The following is a 24,721-nucleotide window of genomic DNA, read 5'->3' as shown; positions in this document are numbered from 1 at the left end:
GGTTTACCTGTTGGTCAGCATAGAGTACGACTCTATGTATCCCTACGGACCTAAACATAATGAAAAATAATCTCCTTAAGCATATACCCTGGCTCATTATCGGCCTGATCGGCGCGTGTTGTCTTGGCGTGGTGGCGCTGCGTCGTGGTGAACACGTCAGTGCCATGTGGATTGTGGTATCCGCAATCGCGGTTTATCTGGTGGCCTATCGTTACTACAGTTTGTATATCGCCACTCGCGTCATGGGTCTGGATGGCTCTCGCGCCACGCCGGCGGTAGTGAATAACGACGGTCTGAACTATGTTCCCACCAATAAAAATGTGCTGTTTGGCCATCATTTTGCGGCGATTGCCGGGGCTGGCCCATTGGTAGGCCCGGTGCTGGCGGCGCAGATGGGTTATCTGCCGGGCACAATGTGGATATTGGCGGGTGTGGTGGTCGCCGGTGCGGTACAGGATTTTATCGTGCTGTTTATGTCTACCCGGCGCAATGGGGTTTCCCTCGGTGAAATGATCAAAGAGGAGATGGGGCCGGTACCCGGCACCATCGCGCTCTTTGGTTGTTTCCTGATTATGATCATTATTCTGGCAGTGCTGGCCCTGATCGTGGTTAAAGCGCTGGCGGAAAGCCCGTGGGGTGTCTTTACCGTTTGTGCTACCGTGCCTATTGCCCTGTTTATGGGGATTTATATGCGCTTCCTGCGTCCGGGACGGGTGGGCGAGGTGTCGGTGATCGGGGTGCTCTTACTGTTGCTGGCCATCTGGTTTGGCGGCGTGATTGCCCATGATCCCTATTGGGGACCTGCGCTGACGTTTAAAGATACCACCATCACTTATACGCTGATCGGCTACGCCTTCGTGTCGGCATTGCTGCCGGTATGGTTAATTTTGGCACCGCGCGACTATTTGGCCACCTTCTTGAAAATAGGGGTGATCGTCGGTCTGGCGGTAGGTATCGTGATCATTAATCCCGATTTAAAAATGCCGGCGATGACCCAATTTATCGACGGTACCGGTCCGGTATGGAAAGGTGCATTATTCCCCTTTTTGTTTATCACCATCGCTTGCGGTGCGGTATCCGGTTTCCACGCGCTGATTGCTTCAGGCACCACGCCTAAACTGTTGGCCAATGAGAAAGACGCGCGTTTTATCGGTTATGGCGCGATGTTGATGGAATCCTTTGTGGCGATTATGGCCCTGGTCGCGGCGTCTATTATCGAACCTGGCCTTTATTTCGCCATGAATACCCCGCCAGCGGCGTTGGGGATCACCATGCCGGACCTGCACCATCTCGGCACGGCTGACGCGCCTATGATCATGGCCTCGTTAAAAGATGTCACTGTCCATGCGGCGGCGACAGTGAGCTCCTGGGGTTTTGTTATCTCTCCGGATCAGATTTTGCAAACCGCCAAGGACATCGGCGAACCGTCGGTGCTTAACCGTGCCGGTGGCGCTCCGACGCTGGCGGTGGGTATTGCCCATGTATTCCATAAGATCATACCCGGCGCGAATATGGGCTTCTGGTACCACTTCGGTATCCTGTTTGAAGCGTTGTTTATTTTGACCGCGCTGGATGCCGGTACCCGCTCCGGTCGTTTTATGCTGCAGGATTTGTTGGGAAACTTTGTGCCTTTCCTTAAACAGACTAATTCGTTACCCGCCGGTATTGCCGGGACCGCAGGTTGTGTTGGTTTGTGGGGGTATTTACTTTACCAGGGCGTGGTAGACCCCTTGGGCGGCGTGAAAAGTTTATGGCCGTTGTTTGGTATTTCCAATCAGATGCTGGCAGCGGTAGCACTGATCCTCGGCACGGTGGTGTTGATCAAAATGAAACGGGCCAAGTATATCTGGGTTACGGTGACGCCGGCCGTGTGGTTGTTGATTTGTACCACCTGGGCGCTGGGTCTGAAATTGTTTAGCCAGAATCCGCAATTGGAAGGTTTCTTGTACCTGGCGCATGAATATAACCGCCGGATCGCTGAAGCCGGTGCGCAGGTGACTGCGCAACAAATTACCAACATGCATCACATAGTGATCAATAACTACACTAACGCTGTGCTGAGTGTCCTGTTTCTGATTGTTGTATACAGTATATTATTCTATGGTATTAAGACCGCCATCAAGGCGTTCGGCAACACCACGCGTAGCGATAAAGAATCGTCGTATGTCGCGACACCGGCAGAAGGGGTGATCACCTCGTCCAGCCATTAAGCGCTATCCCATTGGCCCAGCATAATGTTTCGATTATGCGGGCATTTACCTGGAGAAACCCTATGTTTGGCAATTTGGGACAGGCGGGAAAATATTTGGGACAGGCTGCCAGGATGTTGGTAGGTATTCCGGATTACGATAATTACGTTCAGCATATGGCACTTAATCATCCCGATCAGACGGCGATGACCTATGAGGAGTTTTTCCGCGAACGTCAGGAAGCACGTTACGGAGGCAATGGCAAAGGCGGTTTCCGCTGTTGCTGAAGGCCGCTGGAAAACCCACCTTTAAAAGAGGGGGGTGATCCTGTGCATTGACCCCCGCTCATTACCGCACCAACGTTAGAGGGAACTCCCCATGCTTAAGCCGCTGCCGGCCACTATCCTGTCCGGCTTTTTTGGCGCCGGCAAAACCACGCTGCTACGTCATATCCTGCATGATAATCATGGCGAAAAAATTGCCGTGATCGAAAATGAATTTGGTGAAAGTCCGATTGATAACCGGATTCTGGGAGAAGGTAATACCCAGATAACCACCTTAAGTAACGGTTGTATCTGCTGTAGCAGCGCCAATGAGCTGCAAAACGCACTGCTGGATTTATTAACCGGTATTGACGAAGGCAAACTGGCGTTTACCCGACTGGTGATTGAATGTACCGGCATGGCCGACCCTGGCCCGGTGATTCAAACCTTTTTTTCCCACCCGGTGTTAAGCGAGCGCTTTTTGCTTGATGGGGTGATAACCCTGGTGGACGCAGTGCATGCCGATCGGCAACTTACTGATTTTACTGTGGCGCAGGCTCAGGTGGGTTTTGCCGATCGGATTTTGTTGACCAAGACCGATATCGCCACTGACAACGACGCACTGTTGGCAAGGTTACACGCCATTAATGCCCGGGCTCCGGTCTATACGGTATTAAATGGCCAGATCAGGTTGGCGCAGTTGTTCAACCTCGATGGTTTTATTCTCAATGACCGACTGGAGTTGGCCAAACCGCGTTTCCGGCCATTATTGGCACCGCAAACCAGAATTAAATCTCTGGTCGTGAACCTGGACACGCCGTTGGCGCTGGCAACCGTATCGGACATGATGGAGAACCTCTTGGCCACCTATGCGGATAATCTCCTGCGCTACAAGGGCATTTTGGCGATCAAAGATGAACCACGCCGCTTGTTATTCCAGGGGGTACAACGCTTATACAGTGCTGACTGGGATCGTGAATGGGCGGAGGATGAACCTCGGACCAGCGTAATGGTGTTTATCGGCATCGATTTGCCGGAGCAGGAGATCCGCGCCGGTTTCGCGGCGTTAGTCTAAGGGTGGGGCGGCTGGGTATAATAGGCCTATCGCGTTGACCACCGGTGCTGTCAATGATCATCGTTTCAGCGTTTCATGGCATTTTCCGACACACGACGTTGCCGTTCTTTCGGGAAGATATTTCCGGGATTTATCCCGTGCACCCATTGTATTAATTGAAAATAAACCCCAGGTCACAATGGGCCGCATACAAGGGTGTCAGGATATCACACAACAGATGTGATGATGATCGATGGCGCCCTGATCGCAGTCGTCATCCGAACACGCAACAACCATGTAACTAGAAGCCAATCATGTTATGGACGAACTTACCGGCTGGGATTTTGTAAAAATCGCTTACGTCTGCGGTGCTGTGGTTGCGGGTAGCATAACCTTTCGGCTAACGAGTGACCCCTCAGTAACCATACGGTTACTTTGCGCCGTTCTGATCGCCTACACCTGGCCACTGAGTTTGCTGGTGGTACTGGTTATCGGCATGTTTTAATCTTGTGCGAACCGGAGGTTGCCCCCCCAGGGTGAAGATTCTTATGCTACCCTAATGGCCTTTAGTGTTGAGGTACCGTCATGAAACTGTCGCGTTATACCGATTATGCCGTGCGGGTGGTTATTTTCCTGGGTGCCCACGGGGAGGGGTTGTGCTCTATCGCCGATATTTCGCGCCAATACGCCATTTCCCATAATAACCTGATGAAAGTGGTGCAGGATTTGGCCCGGCTTGGTTATATCGACACGCTGCGTGGACGCAACGGCGGAATTCGTCTCGCTCGCCCCCCGAGTGAAATTAATATTGGCACCCTGATCCGCCATACAGAAAAGGGGTGCGCCATGGTTGACTGTGAACATTGCGTTATTGCCCCAGCCTGTAAATTACCCGGCGTATTGGCCAAAGCGACCGATGCCTTTTTTGACGTGCTTGATAATTATACGTTGGCCGATTTATTGACCGACCGCAGCCAGATCCAGCAAATTGTTAGCTTACTTGACGTCTGAAACTGTGGTTGTTTTTAGCGAGATCCGCCGTAAACCCTCGCCCAATGCGGGCAAGGATATAAGGTAATAAACCCGCCTTGCCACTGTGCCAAAACTTGCGCTAAATCAAACAATACCTCGATAAGCAGGGAAATGCTGTTCTTTAGTGGCCGCTAACCATAACCTTAAAGATGCATTTAAAATGAATCTTATAAAGAGGCCATCATGTTTTGTGTGCAATGTGAACAAACCATCCGTACTCCATCCGCTAATGGATGTGCCTATACCCAGGGCATGTGTGGTAAAACCGCAGAAACCTCCGACCTGCAAGATTTGCTGGTAGCTGTGCTGCATAGCCTGTCGGCTTGGGCGGTCTGCGCGCGCGCGCAGGGTGTCGTCGACCACGATGTGGACAGTTTTGCCCCCCGTGCTTTTTTTTCCACCCTGACCAATGTCAATTTTGATTCGCAGCGTATCGTTGCTTATATACACCAGGCCCTGGTGCTACGTGATGCTCTCACTGCGCGTTGCCTCGCCGAACAGCCCGAATGTCAATTGGATCATCCGCTGGCCTATCTGCAGGTGGAAGCGACCAGTTTGGCCGGATTGCAAGAGCAAGCCGGGCACTATGCTCTGGATCTGGATAAAACCGCCGTGGGTGAGGATATCCATGGGCTGCGTATGCTCTGCCTGTATGGGTTGAAAGGGGCCGCGGCCTATATGGAACACGCGCATGTGCTGGGGCAGTTCGACGAGGATATTTATCGCCAATATCACGAGATCATGGCTTGGCTGGGTACGCGTCCTGCGGATATGGCGACATTGCTCGCCCAGGCGATGAATATCGGTAAGATGAATTTTTCCGTGATGGCGATCCTGGATCGTGGTGAAACCGAGGCCTATGGACATCCGGTGCCCACGCGGGTGAATGTCCGCCCGGTAGCCGGTAAGGCTATTTTGATCTCCGGTCATGATTTAAAAGACCTGCGCCTGCTGCTGGAACAAACGGCGGGTAAAGGTATTAATGTCTATACCCATGGAGAAATGTTACCCGCCCATGGCTATCCGGAATTAAAAAAATATGCCCATCTGGTCGGCAACTACGGCAGCGGTTGGCAAAATCAGCAAGCAGAATTTGCGCGTTTTCCTGGCCCGGTCATCATGACGTCCAACTGTATTATCGACCCGGCAGTGGGCCAATATAACGATCGGATCTGGACGCGCAGCATTGTCGGTTGGCCAGGCGTCAAACATCTGGACGGTGAGGATTTTTCGCCAATAATCGACCAGGCCCTGAGCATGGACGGTTTCCCTTACAGTGAAATTGAACACCTGATCACCGTCGGTTTTGGCCGCCAGACGCTGCTGGACGCGGCGGATACCGTCATCGATCTGGTCACGCGCAAAAAATTACGCCATGTGTTCCTGGTGGGCGGCTGCGACGGCAGTCGCGAAGAGCGCAGCTATTACACCGATTTTGCCCGTGCAGTGCCAGAGGATTGCCTGATAATGACGCTGGCCTGCGGAAAATACCGTTTCAACAAATTGGATTTCGGCATGATTGAGGGTCTGCCACGGCTGCTCGACGTCGGTCAATGCAACGATGCTTATGCGGCTATCACGCTGGCGGTAAAACTGGCGGACAAGCTGGGCTGCGGGGTTAACGATCTGCCGCTAAGCATGGTGTTGTCCTGGTTTGAACAAAAAGCCATCGTGATTTTGCTCAGTTTGCTGTCTCTCGGGGTCAAGAATATTTATACCGGTCCGACGGCACCGGGTTTCTTAACGGAAAATCTGATGGCTGTGTTGCACCAACAGTTCGGTATGCGTTCCATCACCACGGTGACGCAGGATATGGATACGATTTTGGCCGTCCCGGCCTGAGGAGTCTGGTTATGAACTCACCTTCACCTCTGTGCCAATATCGCATGCAGGTACACCATATACATCAGGAAACGCCGGATGTCTGGACGCTGTCGTTGATCAACCATGATGTCTATCCTTATCAACCGGGACAGTTCGCGCTGGTCAGTATCGCCAACAGCGATCGGCTGCGGGCCTATACGCTGTCTTCTTCACCGGGACACAGCCAGTTTATTAGTCTGACCGTCCGGCGCGTAGTGGGCGGTCAGGGTTCCCATTGGTTGACCGATCAGGTGAAACCCGGCGATTATCTCTGGTTATCATCGGCCCAAGGCGAATTTAGTTGTCAACAGGAACAGGCCGACCGTTATCTGTTTCTGGCGGCCGGCTGTGGTGTGACGCCGATCATGTCCATGTGCCGCTGGTTAGTCGCTGAGCGTCCCGAGGCAGATGTGCAGGTGATATATTGCGTACGCACCCCAGAGGACATTATTTTTGCCGACACCTGGCGATCACTGGACAACCGGTTGCGGTTAACGGTTTATACCGAACGGGGCGGCGGGGCGACGCATCAGCCTGGCCGCCTGCACTTGGCCGCCCTGCGCGCCGAGGTGCCCGATATTGCCGCCAGAACCGTCATGATATGCGGTCCGGCACCCTGGATGGCACAGCAGCAGGCTGACGTGCAGGCGCTCGGTGCCGTGAAGGTGTTGCTGGAACGCTTTCATACCCCGGCTCCGGTGCTGTCCAACGGTCGGTTTACCCTTACGCGTACCCGCCCGTTGGCTACCCTTGACGCGCCGGTGGGGGTCTCGCTGTTGGCTGCCCTGGAGGCCGGGCAATGGCCGATTACCGCTGCCTGTCGTGCCGGCGTCTGTGGGTGCTGTAAAACCCGCATTACCGCAGGGCCTTACCACAGCACCAGCACGCAAACCCTAAATGAAAATGAGATCGCCGACGGTTATGTGCTGGCCTGCAGTTGTTACCCTGATGGCGATATCGTGATGGTGTGAACCGCCGAGCGGACTACGCTCAGCCGTGCCCCGGTCGACCGATGACATGGTAGATATCATGCAAACGTTCCATGGCGGCAATGGACACCCGTGGGGTGGTCGACGCCAGAGCCAGTATCATCATCTCCAGGCAGACTAATACCGGGCCGTGCAGCGGCATGCTGCGACCTTCACCACCCCGGGGTATCAGGATAACCGTATGGGCCTGCTGGCAAAATGGCGATCCGCCGGCCCAGGTCAACAAAATCGTCGGCACCCCAAGGCGTTTGGCTTCGCGTAGGGTCGCCAGCCCTTCGCGATGGGCCTTGCGCTGGGCCATCATGATCAATACATCCCCTTGGCGCATGCCAATCAGTTGCTCGGCCAGCGCCACCCCGGTCCGGTTCAAGGGGTAGGCGGGGGTGCCGATACGACTGAACAGCCGCGCGGCGTAATCAGCCAGAATGCTGGATGCACCTATGCCAAAAATGCCAACGTTCTGGGCCCCTTGCAGCCGTTGCAATGCGCGAGCCATGGCTTGGCGATTATGCGGTTCGGACAAAGCCAGACAACCGCGTTGATGTCCTTGCAATACAAAGTCGATACTGGCATCAAGGCCTTGCGACAACGCCAAGACTGTCGAGCTCATCTTATCCGTGGCGGACAAGGTGGGACCGTACTGGTTTTCCAGCGTTCGTTTTAAATCGCGCAGTCCGGTAAAACCTAACGCCTGAATGGCTCGCACCACCGTCGCGTCGGACGTCTGGGTGGCGGCGGCTATTTGCAACGCGGTATGTTCCATGATCACATGACGGTTTTGATTAGTATAATCCGCTACAGCAAGCAAACGCGGTGACAGCACATGGCGGCGGCAGCGAAAGCGTTCGCCATACACATCGGTGGGTCTTTTTTTAACGTTAGCCACGGTTACCATGATTGCGTCTCGGGTTAGGGGCAGGGCAGAACCGGGTGATCAGTGTATCGACCCGGGCAAGGGGCGGCCGGACAGATGCGATTGAATGTGCGACACCATCAGGCTCAATGCGGCATAGGAGTTCGAAATGACCTCCTCGCGCGACAGCAGGATATAGCGCCCTTCGCGGCAGGCGCGTAATACGGTGCAGTAACCGGGCATGACCTGGTTCATGGCGTCAATTTCGTCCTGGGGGCCCCCACCGGTATCGGCACGATAGGTATCAAAGATAAAATCCGCATCCAGTTCGGGCAGGCGTTCGGCGCTGATGTCCACCCGATCCCCTTCGCCAATTCGCTCCACCAGCGGTGGAAAATGGAATCCGGCGTCGCGCAATACCCGCCCCAACGCCTGATAGGTATGGTGAACGGTGATTTTGCCGCCGTTGGCCTGTATTACCGACACGGTAATATGCTGACTATCCACCCGTTGCCGGAGTTGGTTGAGCTGTTGTTGATAGCGGTTTTCCAGTATTGCCAGACGGTCCTGGGTGCCCGTCAGTTCGGCCAGTTTGGCGTAAATACGCGGTGCCCCACCCAAAAGATGGTTGATACTTACGGTCGGTGCAATCTGCTGTAACCGTTCAATGGGCACATTACGACTGGGCTCTGTGATGATGAGATCGGGTTTGGCGGCAACAATGGCTTCGATATCGATATCCATCGCGCCAATAAACGCAATAGAGGAATTATTGAAATCCCCGCCGGTAAGCAAGGCACCGGAACGCAGGTAACGCGTGCCATCGGCACGGATGCGGCCATGGCTGGCCACCAGCGGCGCCGATTATTACCTGCCGTCTTATATCGTGGCGGATGCATTTGCCGCCTACCATATTAAGGCAACGCATCCGGTAACGTTACAGCTCAATTTGAAGAATCTGTTTGATAAAACCTACTACACCTCATCCATTGGCACCAATAACCTGGGCAATCAGATAGGCGAACCGTTCCAGGCGCAGTTTACGGTTAAGATAGCATTGTGACGTACGCCCGCTTATGGGGCACGTACGTCCCATAAAAGTGCATTATATCGCCGATGGGCGCGTACTGACATAACGAAAGTGTTGTCCGTGCCCGCAGTGATTGTTTGCAGAAAATTAATCCACCGCAAAAATGAATCAAACCAATCATTATATCGATCTTTTGGTGCGATTTTTTCCTACCCTTCCTTCTTCCCAAGCTGATACCTGTGTTGACATCGTTCTCAATAGTGAATCAAGTGAATCATTCCCAATCAATTTTGGCATAAGCGTTGCAATTATGATTGGGTCGATCCCAACACGGACTCTCCTATGGAACAGCTTGAGCTGTGTCAGGCCATAAAAGCGCAGTACGAATCCTTACCCAAGCAGGTACGTCAGGCGGCAAGTTTTGTGCTGGATCACCCGCAAGAGGTCGCGATGATGTCCATGCGTGAACAGGCGCGTTTGGCCGGTGTACCGCCTTCCACCATGACACGTTTGGCGAAGCGCCTTGGCCTCTCGGGTTATGACGCGCTCCGCGCCGCTTTTGTCAACACCGTTCGCGCCAGGGGATCTGAATATGGTTCACGGGTGCCGGCGTTGATGGCGATGAAAATGAAGGTCGGTGAAATCTCGTTACTTACTGCGCTGGCAGATACCACCACGTCCCATATCCAGGCGATGTGTCAAGGGGACAACCTGGCGTCAATTGTCCGTGCCGCGCATACCCTCGCAAACGCGCGGGACATTTATTGCCTGGGGCTGCGGTCTTCCTTTCCAGTGGCATTTCATTTTTCTCATATTGCATCGTATTTCAAAAACAACGTCCATTTGGTCGAGGGGGCAGGGGAGAGTGGCATCATGTCGTTGATGAGCTCCATGGGGCAAAAAGATGCGCTGCTGGTCTGTAGCCTGTCGCCCTATTCGCGCCGGTCAGTGGCCCTGACCCGCTATCTGTCTCAACAAAAAGTGAAGATCGTCGCCATCACCGATAACGCGAGTTCGCCGGTGGGTCGGCTGGCAGGTGAGACGATCCTGGTCAAAAAAAAGACTACCGCATTTTTTGACACCCTGACGCCGGCATTTCTGGTCAGCGAACTGCTGGTTGCCCTGTTGGCTGCTATCGCCAAAGGGGATGTTCGCACCCTGGTCAGTCAAACCGAAGAAAAATTATGGGCGATGGGCGAATGGTGGAGTGTGGATTAATTCCCCGCCCATTGCGTAAAAGTATGCCAATAGTACAGGAAACGATCATGACTTTTTATGCACCTGAATTGACCACCGCGCCAAAACACGGCCACAAAAGCCTCCTCTACGCCGAGGTGGTCAACGACTTGAACCAGCTCAATTCGGTGGACATTGCTGTATTGGGTATTCCCTATGGTTCGCCGTATTCCATCGATGAGGTCACCAACGATCAAACCAACGCGCCTACCGCTGTGCGCCAGGCAACCGATCGTGCGGTACGCAGTATCGAGCGTTACGATTTCGATATCGGCGGCCCGCTGATGGACAATCAGCCTATTCGCATGGTTGATTGCGGTGATATTGCCGCCGATCCCCGTCAATTGGGCGGCCATTATGACGCTGCCGAGGCCGTAGTCAGAAAAATCATCGCCTTGGGCGGCATGCCGTTAGTGATCGGTGGTGACCATGGTGTACCGATCCCGGTGCTGCGCGCACTTGATAGCCTCGGCCCCATTACGCTTATCCATATCGACTCTCATTTGGACTGGCGCCAGGAAGTGAATGGTGTAACCGATGGGTATTCCAGCCCCATCCGACGCGCGTCAGAAATGGCGCATATCGGCGATATTTTCCAGATTGGGTTGCGCGCCAATGGCTCCGCCCGCCAGGAGGAAGTGGACGCCGCGCTGGCTTACGGCGCACACCTCATCACGGCCCATGAGTTACACGATGAAGGGGTGGACGCGATCCTCAGTCGCATCCCGGCAGGTGGACATTATTATATTACCCTGGATGCCGACGGCATCGATCCTACCATTATGCCGGCAGTCAACGGTCCGGCGCTGGGTGGGGTGACCTACTCACAAACCCGTAAAATCATCCATGGTTTGGTCAAAAAAGGCCGAGTGGTGGGGATGGATATTGTCGAGATTACGCCAAAAAAAGACCTTAACGGTATTACCGCCATCACCGCCTGCCGGTTCTTTGTCAATTTGATCGGCATGGCAGTGCGGGCAGGTTATTTCAATAAATGATCCACACATCATAGCCGAAAACCGTGACGACTGTCCGGCACGGCGATATTGACTTCTTCTGATGCTACAGGATGACCTAAATGAAAAAAAATTATCTGATTTCTGCCGTGGTCGGCGTATTGGCCGCGTTCTCGGTAATGAGCGCCAACGCGGCGACCCATCTTCTTGAGACGATCATAAGCCAGAAAACGCTGCGCGTGGCGGTCCCGGTGGACTATCCCCCCTATGGTTATGTGGGCGGGGACATGGTTCCCCAAGGGCTGGATATTGATGTGGCCAATCTGCTTGGGAAAAAACTGGGCGTCAAGGTTGTTCTCGTGCCGGTTACCGGACCCAACCGGGTGCCCTACCTGCAAACCGGTAAGGCCGATCTGACCATCTCGTCTCTGGGTAAAACCGCCGAGCGGGCCAAGGTTATTGATTACAGTATCGCCTACGCCCCGTTCTTTGATGCGGTGTTTGGCGCGGCGAAAACTCAGGCAACGAACTTTGGTGAACTGGCCGGCAAAACGGTATCGGTGACCCGTGGTTCAATGCAGGATGAAGAGCTGACCCGTCTGGCTCCGGGCGCGGAAGTCAAACGTTTTGAAGATAATAACAGCACTATTTCCGCTTTTCTTTCTGGGCAGACCCAACTGGTGGCTATCGGAACCACCGTTGCCAGTGCGATGAAACAAAAGCATCCACAACTGGACTTGCAACTGAAGGTGATCCTGTCCAATTCGCCTTGTTATGTCGGGCTGCCTAAAGGTCAGCCTGAGCTCCTTAGTAAGGTCAACGAGATCCTGCGCACCGCCAAAGCCGACGGTACGCTAGACACTATTTCGCGGCGTTGGCTGGGTGCACCGGCGGGTGAATTACCGGAATAACCGAAAATAACGGTACATGAGGGGGGATAGGATGACGATGACGATAAGCGGTACCCAGCGGCTGGCCCGCTGGCTGGTCATCCTGACGCCAGCGGCCATACCCGCCCCAGTACTGCGGGTGGGAGTGCGCTGCCTAGTGGATACGCTCGGCATCATGCTGGCGGGTGCAACGACCCGAAGCGCGACATCGGCCCGGCAGGTGGTGTTGGACATCGCCGCTCCTGGCGATGTTGCCGTGGTGGGAAGTCCTCGGCGTCTGACCGCATCGGCCGCTGCGTTTGCCAACGGCGTGGCGGCCCACGCACTTGATTTTGATGATAACTGCAATGCCGGCTTTGTACACGGCTCAGCAGTGATTATTCCGGCGGCTCTAGCGGCGCAATCGCTGAAGGAGTGTGGGTAATGGTATTTGATTTTTCCTCGGTTTTGCAACAATGGCCACTCTTGCTGACCGGTACGCTGATTACCCTGCTAATGACGTTGGTTTCCACACTGCTGGGACTGGGGCTGGGTATCGCCTGCGGCTGGGCACGGGCTAACGGTGCCCGTTGGTTGCGGCTACTGGTGGGGTGTTATGTCGAGCTGGTGCGCAATACGCCCTATATTGTACAGCTGTTTTTTATTTTTTTTGGTTTGCCATCCTTGGGACTGCAAATGTCGGCGCTTACCGCCAGTATTCTCTCGTTGATCCTGAACCTTGGGGCCTATGCCGGGGAAATCACCCGCGCCGGCATTGTCACCACCGAGCGTAGCCAGATAGAAGCGGCCCAAAGCCTGGCATTGGACCGCTGGCAGATATTTTCCCGGGTGGTATTGCCACCGGCGCTGGCCCGGGTTTGGCCATCGCTGATAAGCCAAGTGATTATCATCATGCTGGGCTCGGCGGTATGCAGCCAGATCTCTACGGAAGAGCTTTCGTACAGCGCCAACCTGATTTCCAGCCGCTCCTTTCGCAATTTTGAGGCGTTTATTATTGTTGCCGCGATTTACCTGATGCTCGCGGTACTGGTGCGCCAGTTCCTTGGTTGGTTTGGCCCGCGGTTTATTTTTGGTCCGGCATTAGGAAAAAAATCATGAGCGATTTTTCTTTATGGGACATTTTCCGTAATCTCCTGTTGGCGTTGCGCTGGACGGTAGGACTGTCATTGATTGCGTTCGTCGGCGGCGGCATTGTTGGCGGTTTCCTGCTGGTGTTGCGCTTGTCACCACGACGTTGGTTGCGGCTGCTTGTGAGCCTCTACGTGAATTTGTTTCAAGGGACGCCGCTGCTAATGCAACTGTTCCTAACCTATTTCGGTCTGGCGCTGTTTGGCCTCAATACCACGCCGCTGGTGGCCGCCAGTGTCTGCTTGACCCTCTACGCTAGTGCCTATCTTACCGAGATCTGGCGCGGTAGTGTCGAAAGCATTCCGCGTCAGCAATGGGAGGCCTCGGCCAGTCTGGCGCTATCGTTCAGTGAACAACTGCGCTACGTCATCCTGCCCCAATCGCTGCGGGTAGCGCTGGCACCCACAGTGGGATTCATGGTGCAAGCCATCAAAGCCACGGCCTTGGCATCGGTAATCGGTTTTGTGGAACTGACCCGCTCCGGACAAATTATCGCAAATGCGACGTTCTCTCCGTTTTTGGTTTATGGCAGCGTCGCGGTGCTCTATTTCATATTGTGCTTTCCACTGTCCTGGTGGAGCCGGCATTTGGAACAGCAATTGACCCAGGGAGCCGACCGGCATGACTGATCATGATAGTGACAACCCCTCTTTCGCGGTGGTGGATATTCGTGGGCTGCATAAGCGTTTTGGTGATAACGAGGTGCTAAAGGGCATTGATTTACAAATTAAACGCCAGGAGGTGGTGTGCATTCTGGGTAAAAGTGGTTCCGGTAAAAGTACACTGCTCAGATGCATTAACGGGCTGGAGACATTTGAGGAAGGGAGCCTGACGGTGGACGGGCAGGCCATTCGACAACATGATCCGGCCGCTATGCGCGAACTGCGTCAAAACGTCGGCATGATTTTCCAGAGTTTTAATTTATTCCCCCATTTGTCCGTGGGTAAAAACATCATGTTGGCGCCTACCCTGGTAAAAAAACAATCGCGCGAACAGGCTGAACGCATGGCCCGCCAGTTGTTGATGCGGGTCGGGCTGGAAGAAAAATTTGCGGCCTGGCCAGCTAATCTTTCGGGCGGACAGCAACAGCGGGTTGCCATTGCCCGCTCGTTGGCCATGAATCCGGAAGTGCTGCTGTGCGACGAAATCACCTCGGCGCTGGATCCCGAACTGGTGGGCGAAGTGTTACAGGTGATCGAGTCCCTGGCCGCCGAAGGTATGACCATTATTATGGTGACCCATGAGATGAACTTTGCCCGCAAGGTGAGCGACCGTATCGTGTTTATGCACCAGGGACGGGTGCATGAAATGGGCACACCAGAGGCGATTTTTACGCATCCGCAGACCGAAGAATTAAAACAGTTCCTGGCCTGAATCGAGGCTGCGCTGTTGTCGTATCTGACCGGTGGCAAATGCCCCGGTCATGACAAACGCTATACCCAAACGATGTCGTGTTGCAACAAAGCGGTGAATCCGGTGCTTATCAGATGATGTGGATCAACGGGCACCGCCAACAGAGTGGCGCACGAAACATGCAGGGTATTAACCCGTCAAACGTTGGAGAAAATGGCATGAACCATACCCGTATACGTCCTTTTAATACCAAAGATACCTATCCCGAGCAGCATTTGGATAATGATTTATGCCAGGCCGTAGTGGCCGGCAATATGGTGTTTCTGCGTGGCCAGATTGGCCAGGATTTAGACACCCGCGAGTCGGTGGGTACGGGCGATGTGGCCGCACAAACCGAACAGGCCATGTACAACATTAACATGCTGCTGGAAGAGGCGGGCAGCAAGCTTGAGGATATCTGTAAAATCACGGTATACCTAACCGACGTGCGCTACCGCGAGACGGTCTACACCATCATGGGTCGATGGTTAAAAGGGGTATTTCCGGTGTCCACCGGTCTGATGATCAGCCACCTGGCTCGGCCGGAGTGGTGGGTTGAAATTGATGTTATCGCGGTAAAATCATAAGGATGAATTGATAATGCCTACCGCTATCGAACTGCTGTCGACGCTAGTGGCTTTCCCCACGCTGAGCCTCGATTCCAATCTACCGCTCATCGATTTTGTCGAATCCTATCTGGCGGATTATACGATTAACGCTCGGCGGGTCTATAGCGCCGATGGCGGCCGCGCTAATCTCTATGCCACTATCGGACCTGCGGACCGCGGAGGTATCTGTTTTTCTGGGCATTCTGATGTGGTGCCGGTAGCGGGGCAACCCTGGTGTAGCGACCCTTTTATCCTGACCCGGCGAGATGGACGACTTTACGGTCGAGGCAGTGCCGATATGAAGGGATACCTGGCCTGCGTCCTGGCCATGGTACCGCACTTTATCAAGGCCACTCGGGGGAAGGACGCGACGCCGGTACATATTGCCATCAGTTATGATGAGGAGATTGGCTGCGTTGGTGTGCGAGGCTTATTGGCGGAGTTGGCGAACGATGACGCCCGCCCCACCGCCTGCATTATCGGCGAGCCGACTCTGATGAGGGTAGCCACCGCGCATAAGGGTAAAAGCGCCTGGCGTTGCTCGGTACAAGGGCAGGCGGCGCACTCTTCCCAGAATCATCTTGGTGTTAACGCCATCGATTATGCAGCTGAGCTGGTGCTGTTTCTACTCCGGCGGGGACGGGAGTGGCGCAGCGGTGAGCTGGATCGCCGCTACGATCCACCCTGGTCGACGGTACAGGTTGGCACGATCCACGGCGGTAGCGCCGTAAACGTGGTGCCCGACCACTGTGAGTTTGATTTTGAAATCCGTCCACTGCCGCACAGCGCGCATCATCTGCTGGCAAATGAACTGGCACGTTTTGGCCGTGCTATGCTGCCCGAAATGCACCAAGTGGCCGCCGGAGCAGATATTTTACTGCGATCATTGGCGGACTACCCTGGCTTATGCGATGACGGCACGTTGGACCCACTTAAACATCGATGCGCCCATGTCCTCGGCCAAAAGGGATTCGACTCCCTGGCGTTTGGTACCGAAGCGGGGTTGTTCCAAGGCGTGGGAATTCCCACCGTGGTATGCGGCCCAGGCTCAATTACCCAGGCCCATAAAGCGGATGAATATGTTGATGAGACACAGCTGGACCTGTGCCAAAGGTTCTTGGCACAGGTCGTCAGTGGCTAAGTCCGCCGGTGTTAGCCTTGGCTCAGTTCGACCTCATTGTCGGCATCGAATATCCGCTTATCAGTCTGTCCCATCAGTTGACTGGTGAGAGTACCGGCGGTCATCGAACCGCTCACGTTGAGGGCGGTGCGGCCCATATCAATCAGCGGTTCCACGGAGATCAACAAGGCCACCAAGGTGACGGGCAAACCCATGGCGGGCAGCACGATCAGCGCAGCAAAGGTGGCACCGCCGCCGACACCGGCCACACCGGCAGAGCTCAGCGTGACTATCCCGACCAGCGTGGCAATCCACAGGGGGTCAAAAGGATTAATGCCAACGGTTGGGGCCACCATAACGGCCAACATGGCAGGATAGAGACCGGCACAGCCATTTTGACCGATAGTCGCGCCAAATGAGGCGGCGAAACCGGCAATGGAAGAGGGAATACCGATGCGCCGGGTCTGGGTTTCTACGCTCAGTGGAATGCTGGCGGCGCTGGAACGGCTGGTAAAAGCAAAGGTCAACACCGGCCAGGCTTTACGGAAAAATTTCGCTGGATTGATACCCACCAGCGCCAGCAGGACGGCGTGTACCGCAAACATGATCGCCAGCCCCAAATAAGAGGCCACCACAAAACTGCCTAATTTGATAATGTCCTGGATATTCGACCCCGCCACCACTTTGGTCATTAACGCCAGTACGCCATAAGGGGTCAGTTTCATCACCAGGCGCACCAGTTTCATTACCCAGGATTGTAACGTATCGATGGCGTTCAGCACCCGCTGTCCTTTTACGCCATCGTCTTTGACCAACTGTATCGCCGCGACGCCCAGGAACGCGGAAAAAATGACCACGCTGATGATGGATGTGGGATTGGCGCCGGTCAAATCGGCAAACGGGTTTTTAGGAATAAATGACAGCAGCAACTGCGGTACGCTTAAATCGGCCACTTTGCCCACATAACCGCTTTGCAACGCCGCCAACCGGGCATTTTCTTGGGTGCCCTGCACCAGCCCTTCGGCCGTCAGTCCAAACAGATGGGTAACCAGTACGCCCACTAACGCGGCGATCATCGTGGTAAACAGTAAGCTACCCAGGGTAAGAAGACTGATTTTACCTAATGACGATGCATCATGCAGTTTGGCCACCGCACTGAGGATCGACGCGAACACCAGTGGCATAATAATCATCTGCAACAGTTGGACATAACCGTTGCCGACGATGTTAAACCATTGGATGGAGTGCTTCAAAACCGGATTGTCAGCGCCGTAGACGGCTTGTAATGCTAGCCCGAACGCCACGCCTAGCACCAGGCCGAGCAAGACTTTTTTCGCCAGGCTCCAGTGTGGCCGTGGTATGCGCGCCACGGCCAATAACAACGCGATAAAGACCAATACATTGGCCACCAGCGGTAAGTTCATGGGTGATTCTCCAGCAGATTTTCAGATAATGCTAACATGTTAAATTGTATGCTTATATATTAACAGTTGGATTATGTTTTTTCTTATAATTAATAAGAATTAATAGGATGCGCTCGCCCCCGAGAGATCACCCAGCGTAGCCGCTGTTTAGGGTTGCACGGCTGTGTTCGCGGGGGCCGGTTGGCGGGGTTAGCTGTCGATGTCATTACCGTCGAGGCAGCGCCGGAGTTCATCAATAAAGGATGAAATGCGCGACGATAACGCGCTATTGCGGTAATAGACGGCATTGATCGGCTGTCGGATAGTCAAGGTTAAGGGCTGCAGCACCGCCTGCAACTCGCCGCGTTGTCGATCCCGGCCAGTCATAAAATCCGACAGGCATACGATACCGGCACCATTTAGCGCCAATTGCCGCAGGGTTTCACCACTGGACGCGCACAGCACGGGTTGGATATGCACGGGTTGACCCTGTTCATCCTGCAGCGGCCAGTCATTAAGCGAGTCGGGCTGGTTGAAACCCAACAGGGCATGGTTTAACAGTGCCGTGACGCTGTGCGGGGTGCCATGTTCAGCCAGATAACCGGGACTGGCGAGAATACGCAGCCGGCTGCTGCCGATGGGGGTGGCATGCAGTGTTGAGTCTTTAAGCGGACCGATGCGAATAGCCACGTCGGTGCGTTTTTGCAATAAATCAATCACCGCATCATTGCTGTTGAGCTCAAGTTGTACCTGCGGATAACGTTGGTGATAGGCACGCACCATCGGTACGATAACGTGCAGCATAAAGGGGGCGGCGGCATCAACCCGCAGCAACCCGGCGGGGGCATGGCGCCGTCGGGTCAGCATCTCTTGTGCCTCTTGCATCGCCGTCAGGATCCGCCGCGCCTGGTCCAAAAAAAGCCGACCCTCCTCGGTGAGTTCCTGTCGACGGGTGGTCCGGCGTATCAGCGTGGTGTCCAGCTTATCTTCCAGCCGCGCCAACGTCCGGCTCGTGGCGGAGTTCGTCATTGCGAGCCGTTCGGCGGCGCCGGTAATCGAGCCGCTGTCTACTACTGCGATAAACACCCGCAGTTCATCTAGCGTTGTTTGCATAGTAGTGGTTATAACAAAATTACCCGCTATTTGGCAGCACCCCATGAAAATGTGTTCGGTAGGGACAACATGGCACCGGGTCGACAGACGTCACGGACTATCATCGCGACGGTGCGGTCGTGAAATGCGCGTAATTTAAGCGTAATGCCGGTTTTTTATCACCAAAATCATCCCCACGGGCGACAATGATATGTTTTTCCAGCAAATCGAATAAAATCTCATTAAGGCTTGAGCCGGTGGTAGCCGTAGTAAACCGGGCATACAAAAAATAGCCGCCAAGGGGTTTTTTGACCAAAAATTCGCCGGGGTATTGCTGCGCCAACCAGCGGGTCAATTGCTCCGCTCGTGCGCCAAGTTGGGTTTGTAGCAGCAACGTATGCTGTGCCATATGATTGATAAGATAGTGCTCCGCCAACAGTTGCGGCAGGGCGCTTAACCCGGAGTCGATCTTTTGGCGGATATTTGCCAACTTATTAATAATGGCTTTTGGAGCAACTAACCAGCCGGCACGGATATTATTGCCAATATATTTCGACAGGGAACCGATATAGATCACCTGCTGCTGGCGGTCGTATTTTTTTAACGGGGTAATATCGGTGTACGGATCAAAAGATAATAAACTATAGGCATCATCTTCCACGATTGGGATCTGTTTAGCGCGGCAAAGCTGCAGTAATGCTTTTTTTCGCTCGGGGCCCATCACATAACCAGTAGGATTCTGGAATATCGGATTGATAAAAATCATTCTCAGTCGATTCTTCTGCGACAATTGGCTGAGTTTTTCAGGTATGACCCCCTCTTCATCGATCGGCAGGGCGCACAGTCTCAGCCCTGACGCCTGAAAAATAGGCAACAGATAAAAATAGGAGGGGGACTCAACACCGATGATATCGCCGGGTTTGAGCAGGGTTTGGGCAATCAGGAATAACGCCTGCTGGGCACCGGAGGTGATCAGAATCTGATCAAGATCGACCTCAAGCGCCAAGGTATCTCTTAAGTGACGCTGTACGGCGTGCCTGAAGCTGTGCAATCCCAGCAAGGCGTTTTCCACGTCTTGCTCCTGCGCGCAAAGCGTATACCAAGACAACTCCGGAAAGGTTTGTTCCGGTAGCAAATCCGCTGTGATATTGCCGCTACCCAGGTCCAGCAGGGGCAACTGCTGCAGGGTACATTTTTTACGCAGCGCCTCAGCCCGGATAGCGTAGTCATCCAGGCCACTGCGCCCTGGCACCCTGCCGGGCGGGGACCAATTCAACACTGGATAGGCCTGCAGCCCCCATTTTTCCGGGTTAACAAAGGTGCCACTGCCGGTTTTACGCAGCAGCACCCCCTGATCGGCCAAATGGTCCAGCGCGGTGATAACGGTGGATCGGTTTACCCCGAGCAGTTCGCTGAGCTGGCGCTCCGAAGGGAGTCGCTCACCGGCATTAAGCATGCCATTGCCAATACCCTCTTCAATCAGCTGAATAATTTGCCGGTAAAGTGGTTTTTTTTCGCTGGCGGATATCGGCAAAACCCACATGATTCCGGCCTTCCTTATCGTTGATATTACGTTGCCCCGTCATGTTAATTCAACGCCGCGGGTGGGTGGAGGGTAACAAATTGGATGGTAAAATAACACCCAATTGGAGGTGTTTTTCATATTGGTTCAGCGCCACATTATCCAACACGCAACAATATACTGGAGTCAACATGAGCACAACCACGGGTTCGGATAATGTAAAACGCGGCATGGCACAAATGCAAAAAGGCGGGGTGATTATGGATGTTGTCAACGCGCAACAGGCCAAAATTGCCGAGGATGCGGGGGCGGTAGCGGTGATGGCGCTCGAACGGGTACCCTCCGATATCCGCGCCGCCGGTGGTGTAGCGCGCATGGCCGATCCCAGGATCATTGAAGAAGTGATGAACGCGGTAAGCATTCCGGTGATGGCCAAAGCCCGAATCGGCCACATTACCGAAGCCAGAATGCTCCAGGCCATGGGGGTAGACTACATTGATGAAAGCGAAGTCCTGACCCCGGCGGATGAAGAGTTTCATCTGCTCAAACGTGATTTTTCAGTGCCGTTTGTCTGCGGCTGCCGTGATTTGGGCGAAGCGCTGCGACGTATTGGTGAAGGCGCCTCAATGTTGCGCACCAAAGGTGAACCGGGTACGGGCAATATCGTCGAAGCGGTACGCCATATGCGTAAAGTCAATCAACAGATTCGTATCGTTATCAGTAAAAATGACGAAGAGCTGATGAGTTATGCCAAAGAACTGGGTGCGCCCTATGAGTTGTTATTGCAGCTTAAGGCACGCGGAAAACTACCCGTGGTGAACTTTGCCGCCGGTGGGGTGGCGACGCCGGCAGACGCCGCATTAATGATGCAACTGGGGGCGGATGGCGTGTTTGTAGGCTCGGGCATTTTTAAATCTGAGGACCCGGCTAAATTCGCCCGCGCCATTGTGCTGGCCACCACCCACTTTGAAGATTATCCCTTATTGGTGGAAGTCTCCAAAGGGTTGGGTGCACCGATGAAAGGGATTGATATCGCCACTCTGGCTGTCGGGGAACGTATGCAGGAACGGGGATGGTAATATGAAAACCGTGGGGGTGCTGGCGTTACAAGGTGACGTTGCTGAGCATCTACAACAGCTGCAACAACGTCATTTTCACGCTGTGGCGGTCAAAAAACCCGCAGATTTGACTGCGTTGGCGGCGTTGATTATCCCTGGTGGTGAATCCACCGCCATGAGTTATTTGCTGCAAATCGGGGGGTTATATGAACCGATCAGGGAATTTGCCCACCATCATCCGGTGATGGGCACCTGCGCCGGACTGATTATGTGTGGCGCACGCATTGAGGGCGGACAGCATCCGGTTATTCCGCTGGGATTAATCGATATCAAGGTCACCCGCAATGGCTTTGGTCGGCAGGTGGACAGCTTTGAAACCACGTTGTTTATCGCCGCGTTGGGCAAGTCGGTTCCGGCAGTGTTTATCCGGGCGCCGTTTATCGAGTCGATAGGTGACCACGTCACGGTGCTGGCGCGCTATGAAAATAGAATCGTGATGGCCGAGCAGGGGAATATCCTGGTGTGTTCCTTTCATCCCGAACTGACCGACGATACCTCGGTGCTGGAGTATTTTCTCAACAAGATCTGATCGGCCTTTCCGGCTGGTTCACCCCGGCCGGAAAACAAATAATGCCGTACCATTCTTGGATAACGCAGTCCGGTCGAGTTAAACCGACCGGACTGCGTTATCCATCGTGTCGGCCAAGATGGCTGGCATTGATTTGATTATTCGGCACTGCGCCGATTGTTATATACTGCCCAATAATCCTCCGAGCCTTAGCCTGACAATGTTTCAAGCTAAGTGACCTTTCCCCGGAACCATCCCCGGTAAAAATACAAGGGCAGGTAAGATGAGTGAACCAAAAAATCACTGGGCTACCGCCAGCGACGTGGCACGCTTGGCCGGGGTTTCACGATCAGCGGTTTCGCGCACCTTTACTCCGGGCGCCTCGGTGTCGGATAAAACCCGTCGCCGGGTCGAGGCGGCAGCGGCGGAACTGAACTATCAGGTCAATGAGATTGCCCGCTCTATGATCACCGGCAACAGCAATTTCATCGGCCTGGTTACCGCTGGGTTTGATAATCCTTTTCGAAGCAAATTACTTACCCCTTTGGTCCATCATCTGGCGTTACGTGGTTTTATGCCGCTGTTATTAAATGCTGACGATCCCAAGCAGCTTGAACCGCGGCTGCGCGAATTACTGAGCTATCATGTGGCCGGGGTTATCCTGACATCCGGTGCGCCGCCGCTCTCCCTCGCGCAGGAGTATTTGGCCCGAAGAATCCCGGTGACCTTGATCAATCGCCAGGCGGAACTGCCGGGGGCCGATCAAGTTTGCAGCGATAATGCTCAGGGTGCACGGCTGGCGGCCAAGCATCTGATCGGAATGGGTGTGTTGACTCCGGGATTTATCGGTGAAAGTCCCGCCCATTTCAGCACCCGGCAGCGCCATGACGCTTTTAGCCACGCGCTGGCGCAGTGTGGCCTGGAATGCGCCGCGTATTTTGGTGCCACCGGCGGCTATCAGGCCGGTTGGGAGGCGGCGGCGGCACTCACGGCACGTTTACCTCGATTGGACGGGCTATTTTGCGCCACTGATATGCTGGCCATGGGGGCGATGGATTATCTACAATGTCATGGCTTGCGATCGCACGTTGTTATGGTTGGTTTTGACGATATTCCCCAGGCTGATTTTGCTGCCTACCGACTCACCACGCTGCGTCAGGATACAGAATGCCTGGGAAGAACGGCGGTGGAATTATTAATGAATCGTGTCGATTGTTTTGACTGCCCCGCGCAGCAGAGGGTGGTACCGGTGGAGCTGATCGTCAGGCAATGAGCATGAGTGAAAAATATATTTTATGTGTAACCGATCACGGAATAATATTTTCATTTATCCCACTATTCGTTAGCGGAGAGGTTTATGAGCAAGGTTGCATTTAATTTTGCACACGAGTGCAAAAACATAATCACAGGAGAAATCATGGATAACGTTAGGGCGCAAGAGATTGCGGATCGCTATCATTTTGCCCGCGAGGTAGCGCAAGCGGCGGCTGATTTGGCTTTCGGCTTTTACCAGCAACGCCAGCAACTGGCGGTAGAACATAAGGGCAACGACCTGCAGGATGTGGTCAGCCGGGCCGACCGCGAAGTGGAACAATTGACGCGAAATATGATTACCCAGCGCTTTCCTCACGACGATTTCCTCGGTGAGGAGAGTGGCGGAGGTACATTTCAGGCCACCTGCACCTGGGTAGTCGACCCCATCGACGGGACGGCCTGTTTTCTTAATGGGTTACATACCTGGTGTGTATCGATTGGGGTAGTCGTTAACGGTGAACCGACTATCGGCGTCGTTTGCGATCCTAACCATCGGGAGATGTTTCATGCCTGTCGCGGACAGGGCGCATTTCTCAATGACCTGCCAATGCGGATACATCAGGGCAAAACGGTTCGCGACGGCGTGATGGGCGTGGGTACCTCGCACCGCATCACCCCTGAGGGCTTTTTGCCATTTCTCAGCCAACTACTGCATGCGGGGGGGATGTTTATCCGCAGCGGTTCCGGCGCGTTGATGACCGCCCAGGTTGCCGCTGGCCGACTGTTAGGTTATTACGAGCCCCATATGAACGCGTGGGACAGTTTGCCCGGTATCGTACTGGTGCGGGAAGCGGGTGGGGTAACCAACGACTTTCTGGCAGACCAGGGGCTACTAAACGGTAATGTGGTGTTAATGGCTAATCCTGATGTATTTAAGCAACTCGCGGGATGGGTTACACAGCCGCTTAAATAAAACGTGATATTCCCTGGGCCCGTGCCCACACTATTTTCCAGATCGGCAACGCGACCTGATTATTTACACTACCTATACCCAATCGATTTCGCGACGCAGTAAGGCAGCAAATAATAGAATCCCGATGAGCTTACCGCGTAATTTGGGTGAGTGAGCACTGCCAAGGTGAAAGATGAAGGGTTTAAAAGGCTTTTATGGATAAATCGCTCCCCCAGGGAATAACGGGAGCAAAAATAATCAGCATGCGC

24 protein-coding genes and 2 pseudogenes are annotated in these 24,721 nt (G+C 54.1%); 21 read left to right on the top strand and 5 right to left on the bottom strand.

Annotation, left to right across the window (positions count from 1 at the left end; translation table 11 throughout):
* The first annotated feature begins 59 nt into the window (after nucleotides 1-59).
* The 7 genes from SJI19_RS15395 to hcr all read left to right on the top strand — a co-directional run bounded on the left by SJI19_RS15395 (nucleotide 60) and on the right by hcr (nucleotide 7,372).
* Complete coding sequence (locus SJI19_RS15395) at nucleotides 60-2,210, top strand: carbon starvation CstA family protein (RefSeq protein ID WP_323479150.1); 2,151 nt, start codon at nucleotides 60-62, stop codon at nucleotides 2,208-2,210.
* Between the two features lie 62 nt (nucleotides 2,211-2,272).
* Nucleotides 2,273-2,476: a YbdD/YjiX family protein gene (locus SJI19_RS15390; RefSeq protein WP_323479149.1), complete on the top strand. Its 204-nt coding sequence runs from the start codon at nucleotides 2,273-2,275 to the stop codon at nucleotides 2,474-2,476.
* Between the two features lie 91 nt (nucleotides 2,477-2,567).
* Nucleotides 2,568-3,527: a GTPase gene (gene yjiA / locus SJI19_RS15385; protein WP_323479148.1), complete on the top strand. Its 960-nt coding sequence runs from the start codon at nucleotides 2,568-2,570 to the stop codon at nucleotides 3,525-3,527.
* A 298-nt stretch (nucleotides 3,528-3,825) separates the two neighbouring features.
* Complete coding sequence (locus tag SJI19_RS15380) at nucleotides 3,826-4,011, top strand: GhoT/OrtT family toxin (protein ID WP_323479147.1); 186 nt, start codon at nucleotides 3,826-3,828, stop codon at nucleotides 4,009-4,011.
* Nucleotides 4,012-4,091: 80 nt separating this feature from the next.
* On the top strand, nucleotides 4,092-4,517 hold the full coding sequence (locus SJI19_RS15375) for an Rrf2 family transcriptional regulator (protein ID WP_323479146.1): 426 nt from the start codon (nucleotides 4,092-4,094) through the stop codon (nucleotides 4,515-4,517).
* 204 nt (nucleotides 4,518-4,721) lie between these two features.
* Nucleotides 4,722-6,380 (top strand): hydroxylamine reductase, encoded by a 1,659-nt coding sequence (gene hcp / locus SJI19_RS15370; protein WP_323479145.1) that lies wholly within the window; start codon nucleotides 4,722-4,724, stop codon nucleotides 6,378-6,380.
* An 11-nt stretch (nucleotides 6,381-6,391) separates the two neighbouring features.
* Nucleotides 6,392-7,372 carry an NADH oxidoreductase gene (hcr, locus tag SJI19_RS15365; protein WP_323479144.1) on the top strand — a complete coding sequence of 327 codons (981 nt, stop codon included), beginning with the start codon at nucleotides 6,392-6,394 and terminating at the stop codon, nucleotides 7,370-7,372.
* 19 nt (nucleotides 7,373-7,391) lie between these two features.
* On the opposite strand, the gene SJI19_RS15360 is transcribed toward hcr, so the two are convergent.
* Both SJI19_RS15360 and SJI19_RS15355 read right to left on the bottom strand, forming a co-directional pair.
* Nucleotides 7,392-8,285, bottom strand: a complete 894-nt coding sequence (locus SJI19_RS15360; RefSeq protein WP_323479143.1) for a MurR/RpiR family transcriptional regulator — start codon at nucleotides 8,283-8,285, stop codon at nucleotides 7,392-7,394.
* A 39-nt stretch (nucleotides 8,286-8,324) separates the two neighbouring features.
* A pseudogene (locus SJI19_RS15355) lies at nucleotides 8,325-9,101 on the bottom strand (ABC transporter substrate-binding protein); the annotation flags it as partial.
* Between SJI19_RS15355 and SJI19_RS15350 the strand changes: the two are divergent.
* The 10 genes and pseudogenes from SJI19_RS15350 to argE all read left to right on the top strand — a co-directional run.
* A pseudogene (locus SJI19_RS15350) lies at nucleotides 9,091-9,306 on the top strand (TonB-dependent siderophore receptor); the annotation flags it as partial. The pseudogenes SJI19_RS15355 and SJI19_RS15350 sit on opposite strands and share 11 nt — an antisense overlap.
* A 309-nt stretch (nucleotides 9,307-9,615) precedes the next feature.
* On the top strand, nucleotides 9,616-10,491 hold the full coding sequence (locus SJI19_RS15345; RefSeq protein WP_323479142.1) for a MurR/RpiR family transcriptional regulator: 876 nt from the start codon (nucleotides 9,616-9,618) through the stop codon (nucleotides 10,489-10,491).
* A gap of 47 nt (nucleotides 10,492-10,538) precedes the next feature.
* Nucleotides 10,539-11,507 carry an agmatinase gene (locus tag SJI19_RS15340; RefSeq protein ID WP_323479141.1) on the top strand — a complete coding sequence of 323 codons (969 nt, stop codon included), beginning with the start codon at nucleotides 10,539-10,541 and terminating at the stop codon, nucleotides 11,505-11,507.
* 80 nt (nucleotides 11,508-11,587) lie between these two features.
* Nucleotides 11,588-12,376, top strand: coding sequence for a transporter substrate-binding domain-containing protein (locus tag SJI19_RS15335; protein WP_323479140.1), 789 nt, complete (start codon nucleotides 11,588-11,590; stop codon nucleotides 12,374-12,376).
* 31 nt (nucleotides 12,377-12,407) lie between these two features.
* On the top strand, nucleotides 12,408-12,779 hold the full coding sequence (locus SJI19_RS15330; protein ID WP_323479139.1) for an MmgE/PrpD family protein: 372 nt from the start codon (nucleotides 12,408-12,410) through the stop codon (nucleotides 12,777-12,779).
* The gene (locus SJI19_RS15325; protein ID WP_323479138.1) at nucleotides 12,779-13,453 is read left to right on the top strand and encodes an amino acid ABC transporter permease; all 675 of its coding nucleotides are present in this window, start codon (nucleotides 12,779-12,781) and stop codon (nucleotides 13,451-13,453) included. The genes SJI19_RS15330 and SJI19_RS15325 overlap by 1 nt, the downstream gene beginning before the upstream one ends.
* The gene (locus SJI19_RS15320) at nucleotides 13,450-14,112 is read left to right on the top strand and encodes an amino acid ABC transporter permease (protein WP_323479137.1); all 663 of its coding nucleotides are present in this window, start codon (nucleotides 13,450-13,452) and stop codon (nucleotides 14,110-14,112) included. Before SJI19_RS15325 ends, SJI19_RS15320 begins: the two co-directional genes overlap by 4 nt.
* Nucleotides 14,105-14,857, top strand: a complete 753-nt coding sequence (locus SJI19_RS15315) for an amino acid ABC transporter ATP-binding protein (protein ID WP_323479136.1) — start codon at nucleotides 14,105-14,107, stop codon at nucleotides 14,855-14,857. The genes SJI19_RS15320 and SJI19_RS15315 overlap by 8 nt, the downstream gene beginning before the upstream one ends.
* 197 nt (nucleotides 14,858-15,054) lie before the next feature.
* A complete protein-coding gene (locus SJI19_RS15310) occupies nucleotides 15,055-15,462 on the top strand; it encodes a RidA family protein (RefSeq protein WP_323479194.1) in 408 nt (135 codons plus the stop codon).
* 13 nt (nucleotides 15,463-15,475) lie between these two features.
* Nucleotides 15,476-16,624 carry an acetylornithine deacetylase gene (gene argE / locus SJI19_RS15305; RefSeq protein WP_323479135.1) on the top strand — a complete coding sequence of 383 codons (1,149 nt, stop codon included), beginning with the start codon at nucleotides 15,476-15,478 and terminating at the stop codon, nucleotides 16,622-16,624.
* Nucleotides 16,625-16,635: 11 nt separating this feature from the next.
* On the opposite strand, the gene SJI19_RS15300 is transcribed toward argE, so the two are convergent.
* The 3 genes from SJI19_RS15300 to SJI19_RS15290 form a co-directional block, all read right to left on the bottom strand.
* Complete coding sequence (locus tag SJI19_RS15300) at nucleotides 16,636-18,027, bottom strand: L-cystine transporter (protein WP_323479134.1); 1,392 nt, start codon at nucleotides 18,025-18,027, stop codon at nucleotides 16,636-16,638.
* Nucleotides 18,028-18,216: 189 nt separating this feature from the next.
* A complete protein-coding gene (locus SJI19_RS15295) occupies nucleotides 18,217-19,119 on the bottom strand; it encodes a LysR substrate-binding domain-containing protein (protein ID WP_323479133.1) in 903 nt (300 codons plus the stop codon).
* 100 nt (nucleotides 19,120-19,219) lie between these two features.
* Nucleotides 19,220-20,641 carry a PLP-dependent aminotransferase family protein gene (locus tag SJI19_RS15290; protein WP_323479132.1) on the bottom strand — a complete coding sequence of 474 codons (1,422 nt, stop codon included), beginning with the start codon at nucleotides 20,639-20,641 and terminating at the stop codon, nucleotides 19,220-19,222.
* A gap of 170 nt (nucleotides 20,642-20,811) precedes the next feature.
* Between SJI19_RS15290 and pdxS the strand changes: the two genes are divergently transcribed.
* The 4 genes from pdxS to SJI19_RS15270 all read left to right on the top strand — a co-directional run bounded on the left by pdxS (nucleotide 20,812) and on the right by SJI19_RS15270 (nucleotide 24,473).
* A complete protein-coding gene (pdxS, locus tag SJI19_RS15285) occupies nucleotides 20,812-21,699 on the top strand; it encodes a pyridoxal 5'-phosphate synthase lyase subunit PdxS (protein ID WP_323479131.1) in 888 nt (295 codons plus the stop codon).
* 1 nt (nucleotide 21,700) lies between these two features.
* Nucleotides 21,701-22,267 carry a pyridoxal 5'-phosphate synthase glutaminase subunit PdxT gene (gene pdxT / locus SJI19_RS15280; protein ID WP_323479130.1) on the top strand — a complete coding sequence of 189 codons (567 nt, stop codon included), beginning with the start codon at nucleotides 21,701-21,703 and terminating at the stop codon, nucleotides 22,265-22,267.
* A gap of 262 nt (nucleotides 22,268-22,529) precedes the next feature.
* The gene (locus SJI19_RS15275; RefSeq protein WP_323479129.1) at nucleotides 22,530-23,519 is read left to right on the top strand and encodes a LacI family DNA-binding transcriptional regulator; all 990 of its coding nucleotides are present in this window, start codon (nucleotides 22,530-22,532) and stop codon (nucleotides 23,517-23,519) included.
* Nucleotides 23,520-23,663: 144 nt separating this feature from the next.
* Nucleotides 23,664-24,473 (top strand): inositol monophosphatase family protein, encoded by an 810-nt coding sequence (locus tag SJI19_RS15270; RefSeq protein WP_323479128.1) that lies wholly within the window; start codon nucleotides 23,664-23,666, stop codon nucleotides 24,471-24,473.
* The last annotated feature ends 248 nt before the right edge of the window (nucleotides 24,474-24,721 follow it).

Origin of the sequence: Acerihabitans sp. TG2 (genome assembly GCF_035013185.1) — a bacterium.
Classification (GTDB): domain Bacteria; phylum Pseudomonadota; class Gammaproteobacteria; order Enterobacterales; family Enterobacteriaceae; genus Acerihabitans.
Note: the sequence above shows the minus strand (reverse complement) of the source record. Positions and strands in the feature narration are given on the sequence as shown.

Bases quoted from the DNA above. Each gene is read 5' to 3' on its own strand.
- SJI19_RS15380 (WP_323479147.1), top strand. From the start codon at position 3,826: ATGGACGAACTTACCGGCTGGGATTTTGTAAAAATCGCTTACGTCTGC.
- SJI19_RS15345 (WP_323479142.1), top strand. From the start codon at position 9,616: ATGGAACAGCTTGAGCTGTGTCAGGCCATAAAAGCGCAGTACGAATCC.
- SJI19_RS15330 (WP_323479139.1), top strand. From the start codon at position 12,408: ATGACGATGACGATAAGCGGTACCCAGCGGCTGGCCCGCTGGCTGGTC.
- SJI19_RS15270 (WP_323479128.1), top strand. From the start codon at position 23,664: ATGGATAACGTTAGGGCGCAAGAGATTGCGGATCGCTATCATTTTGCC.
- argE (WP_323479135.1), top strand. From the start codon at position 15,476: ATGCCTACCGCTATCGAACTGCTGTCGACGCTAGTGGCTTTCCCCACG.
- SJI19_RS15335 (WP_323479140.1), top strand. From the start codon at position 11,588: ATGAAAAAAAATTATCTGATTTCTGCCGTGGTCGGCGTATTGGCCGCG.
- SJI19_RS15325 (WP_323479138.1), top strand. From the start codon at position 12,779: ATGGTATTTGATTTTTCCTCGGTTTTGCAACAATGGCCACTCTTGCTG.
- SJI19_RS15390 (WP_323479149.1), top strand. From the start codon at position 2,273: ATGTTTGGCAATTTGGGACAGGCGGGAAAATATTTGGGACAGGCTGCC.
- yjiA (WP_323479148.1), top strand. From the start codon at position 2,568: ATGCTTAAGCCGCTGCCGGCCACTATCCTGTCCGGCTTTTTTGGCGCC.
- hcp (WP_323479145.1), top strand. From the start codon at position 4,722: ATGTTTTGTGTGCAATGTGAACAAACCATCCGTACTCCATCCGCTAAT.
- SJI19_RS15290 (WP_323479132.1), bottom strand. From the start codon at position 20,641: ATGTGGGTTTTGCCGATATCCGCCAGCGAAAAAAAACCACTTTACCGG.
- pdxT (WP_323479130.1), top strand. From the start codon at position 21,701: ATGAAAACCGTGGGGGTGCTGGCGTTACAAGGTGACGTTGCTGAGCAT.
- SJI19_RS15295 (WP_323479133.1), bottom strand. From the start codon at position 19,119: ATGCAAACAACGCTAGATGAACTGCGGGTGTTTATCGCAGTAGTAGAC.
- SJI19_RS15340 (WP_323479141.1), top strand. From the start codon at position 10,539: ATGACTTTTTATGCACCTGAATTGACCACCGCGCCAAAACACGGCCAC.
- SJI19_RS15360 (WP_323479143.1), bottom strand. From the start codon at position 8,285: ATGGTAACCGTGGCTAACGTTAAAAAAAGACCCACCGATGTGTATGGC.
- hcr (WP_323479144.1), top strand. From the start codon at position 6,392: ATGAACTCACCTTCACCTCTGTGCCAATATCGCATGCAGGTACACCAT.
- SJI19_RS15375 (WP_323479146.1), top strand. From the start codon at position 4,092: ATGAAACTGTCGCGTTATACCGATTATGCCGTGCGGGTGGTTATTTTC.
- SJI19_RS15310 (WP_323479194.1), top strand. From the start codon at position 15,055: ATGAACCATACCCGTATACGTCCTTTTAATACCAAAGATACCTATCCC.
- SJI19_RS15320 (WP_323479137.1), top strand. From the start codon at position 13,450: ATGAGCGATTTTTCTTTATGGGACATTTTCCGTAATCTCCTGTTGGCG.
- SJI19_RS15315 (WP_323479136.1), top strand. From the start codon at position 14,105: ATGACTGATCATGATAGTGACAACCCCTCTTTCGCGGTGGTGGATATT.
- SJI19_RS15300 (WP_323479134.1), bottom strand. From the start codon at position 18,027: ATGAACTTACCGCTGGTGGCCAATGTATTGGTCTTTATCGCGTTGTTA.
- pdxS (WP_323479131.1), top strand. From the start codon at position 20,812: ATGAGCACAACCACGGGTTCGGATAATGTAAAACGCGGCATGGCACAA.
- SJI19_RS15275 (WP_323479129.1), top strand. From the start codon at position 22,530: ATGAGTGAACCAAAAAATCACTGGGCTACCGCCAGCGACGTGGCACGC.
- SJI19_RS15395 (WP_323479150.1), top strand. From the start codon at position 60: ATGAAAAATAATCTCCTTAAGCATATACCCTGGCTCATTATCGGCCTG.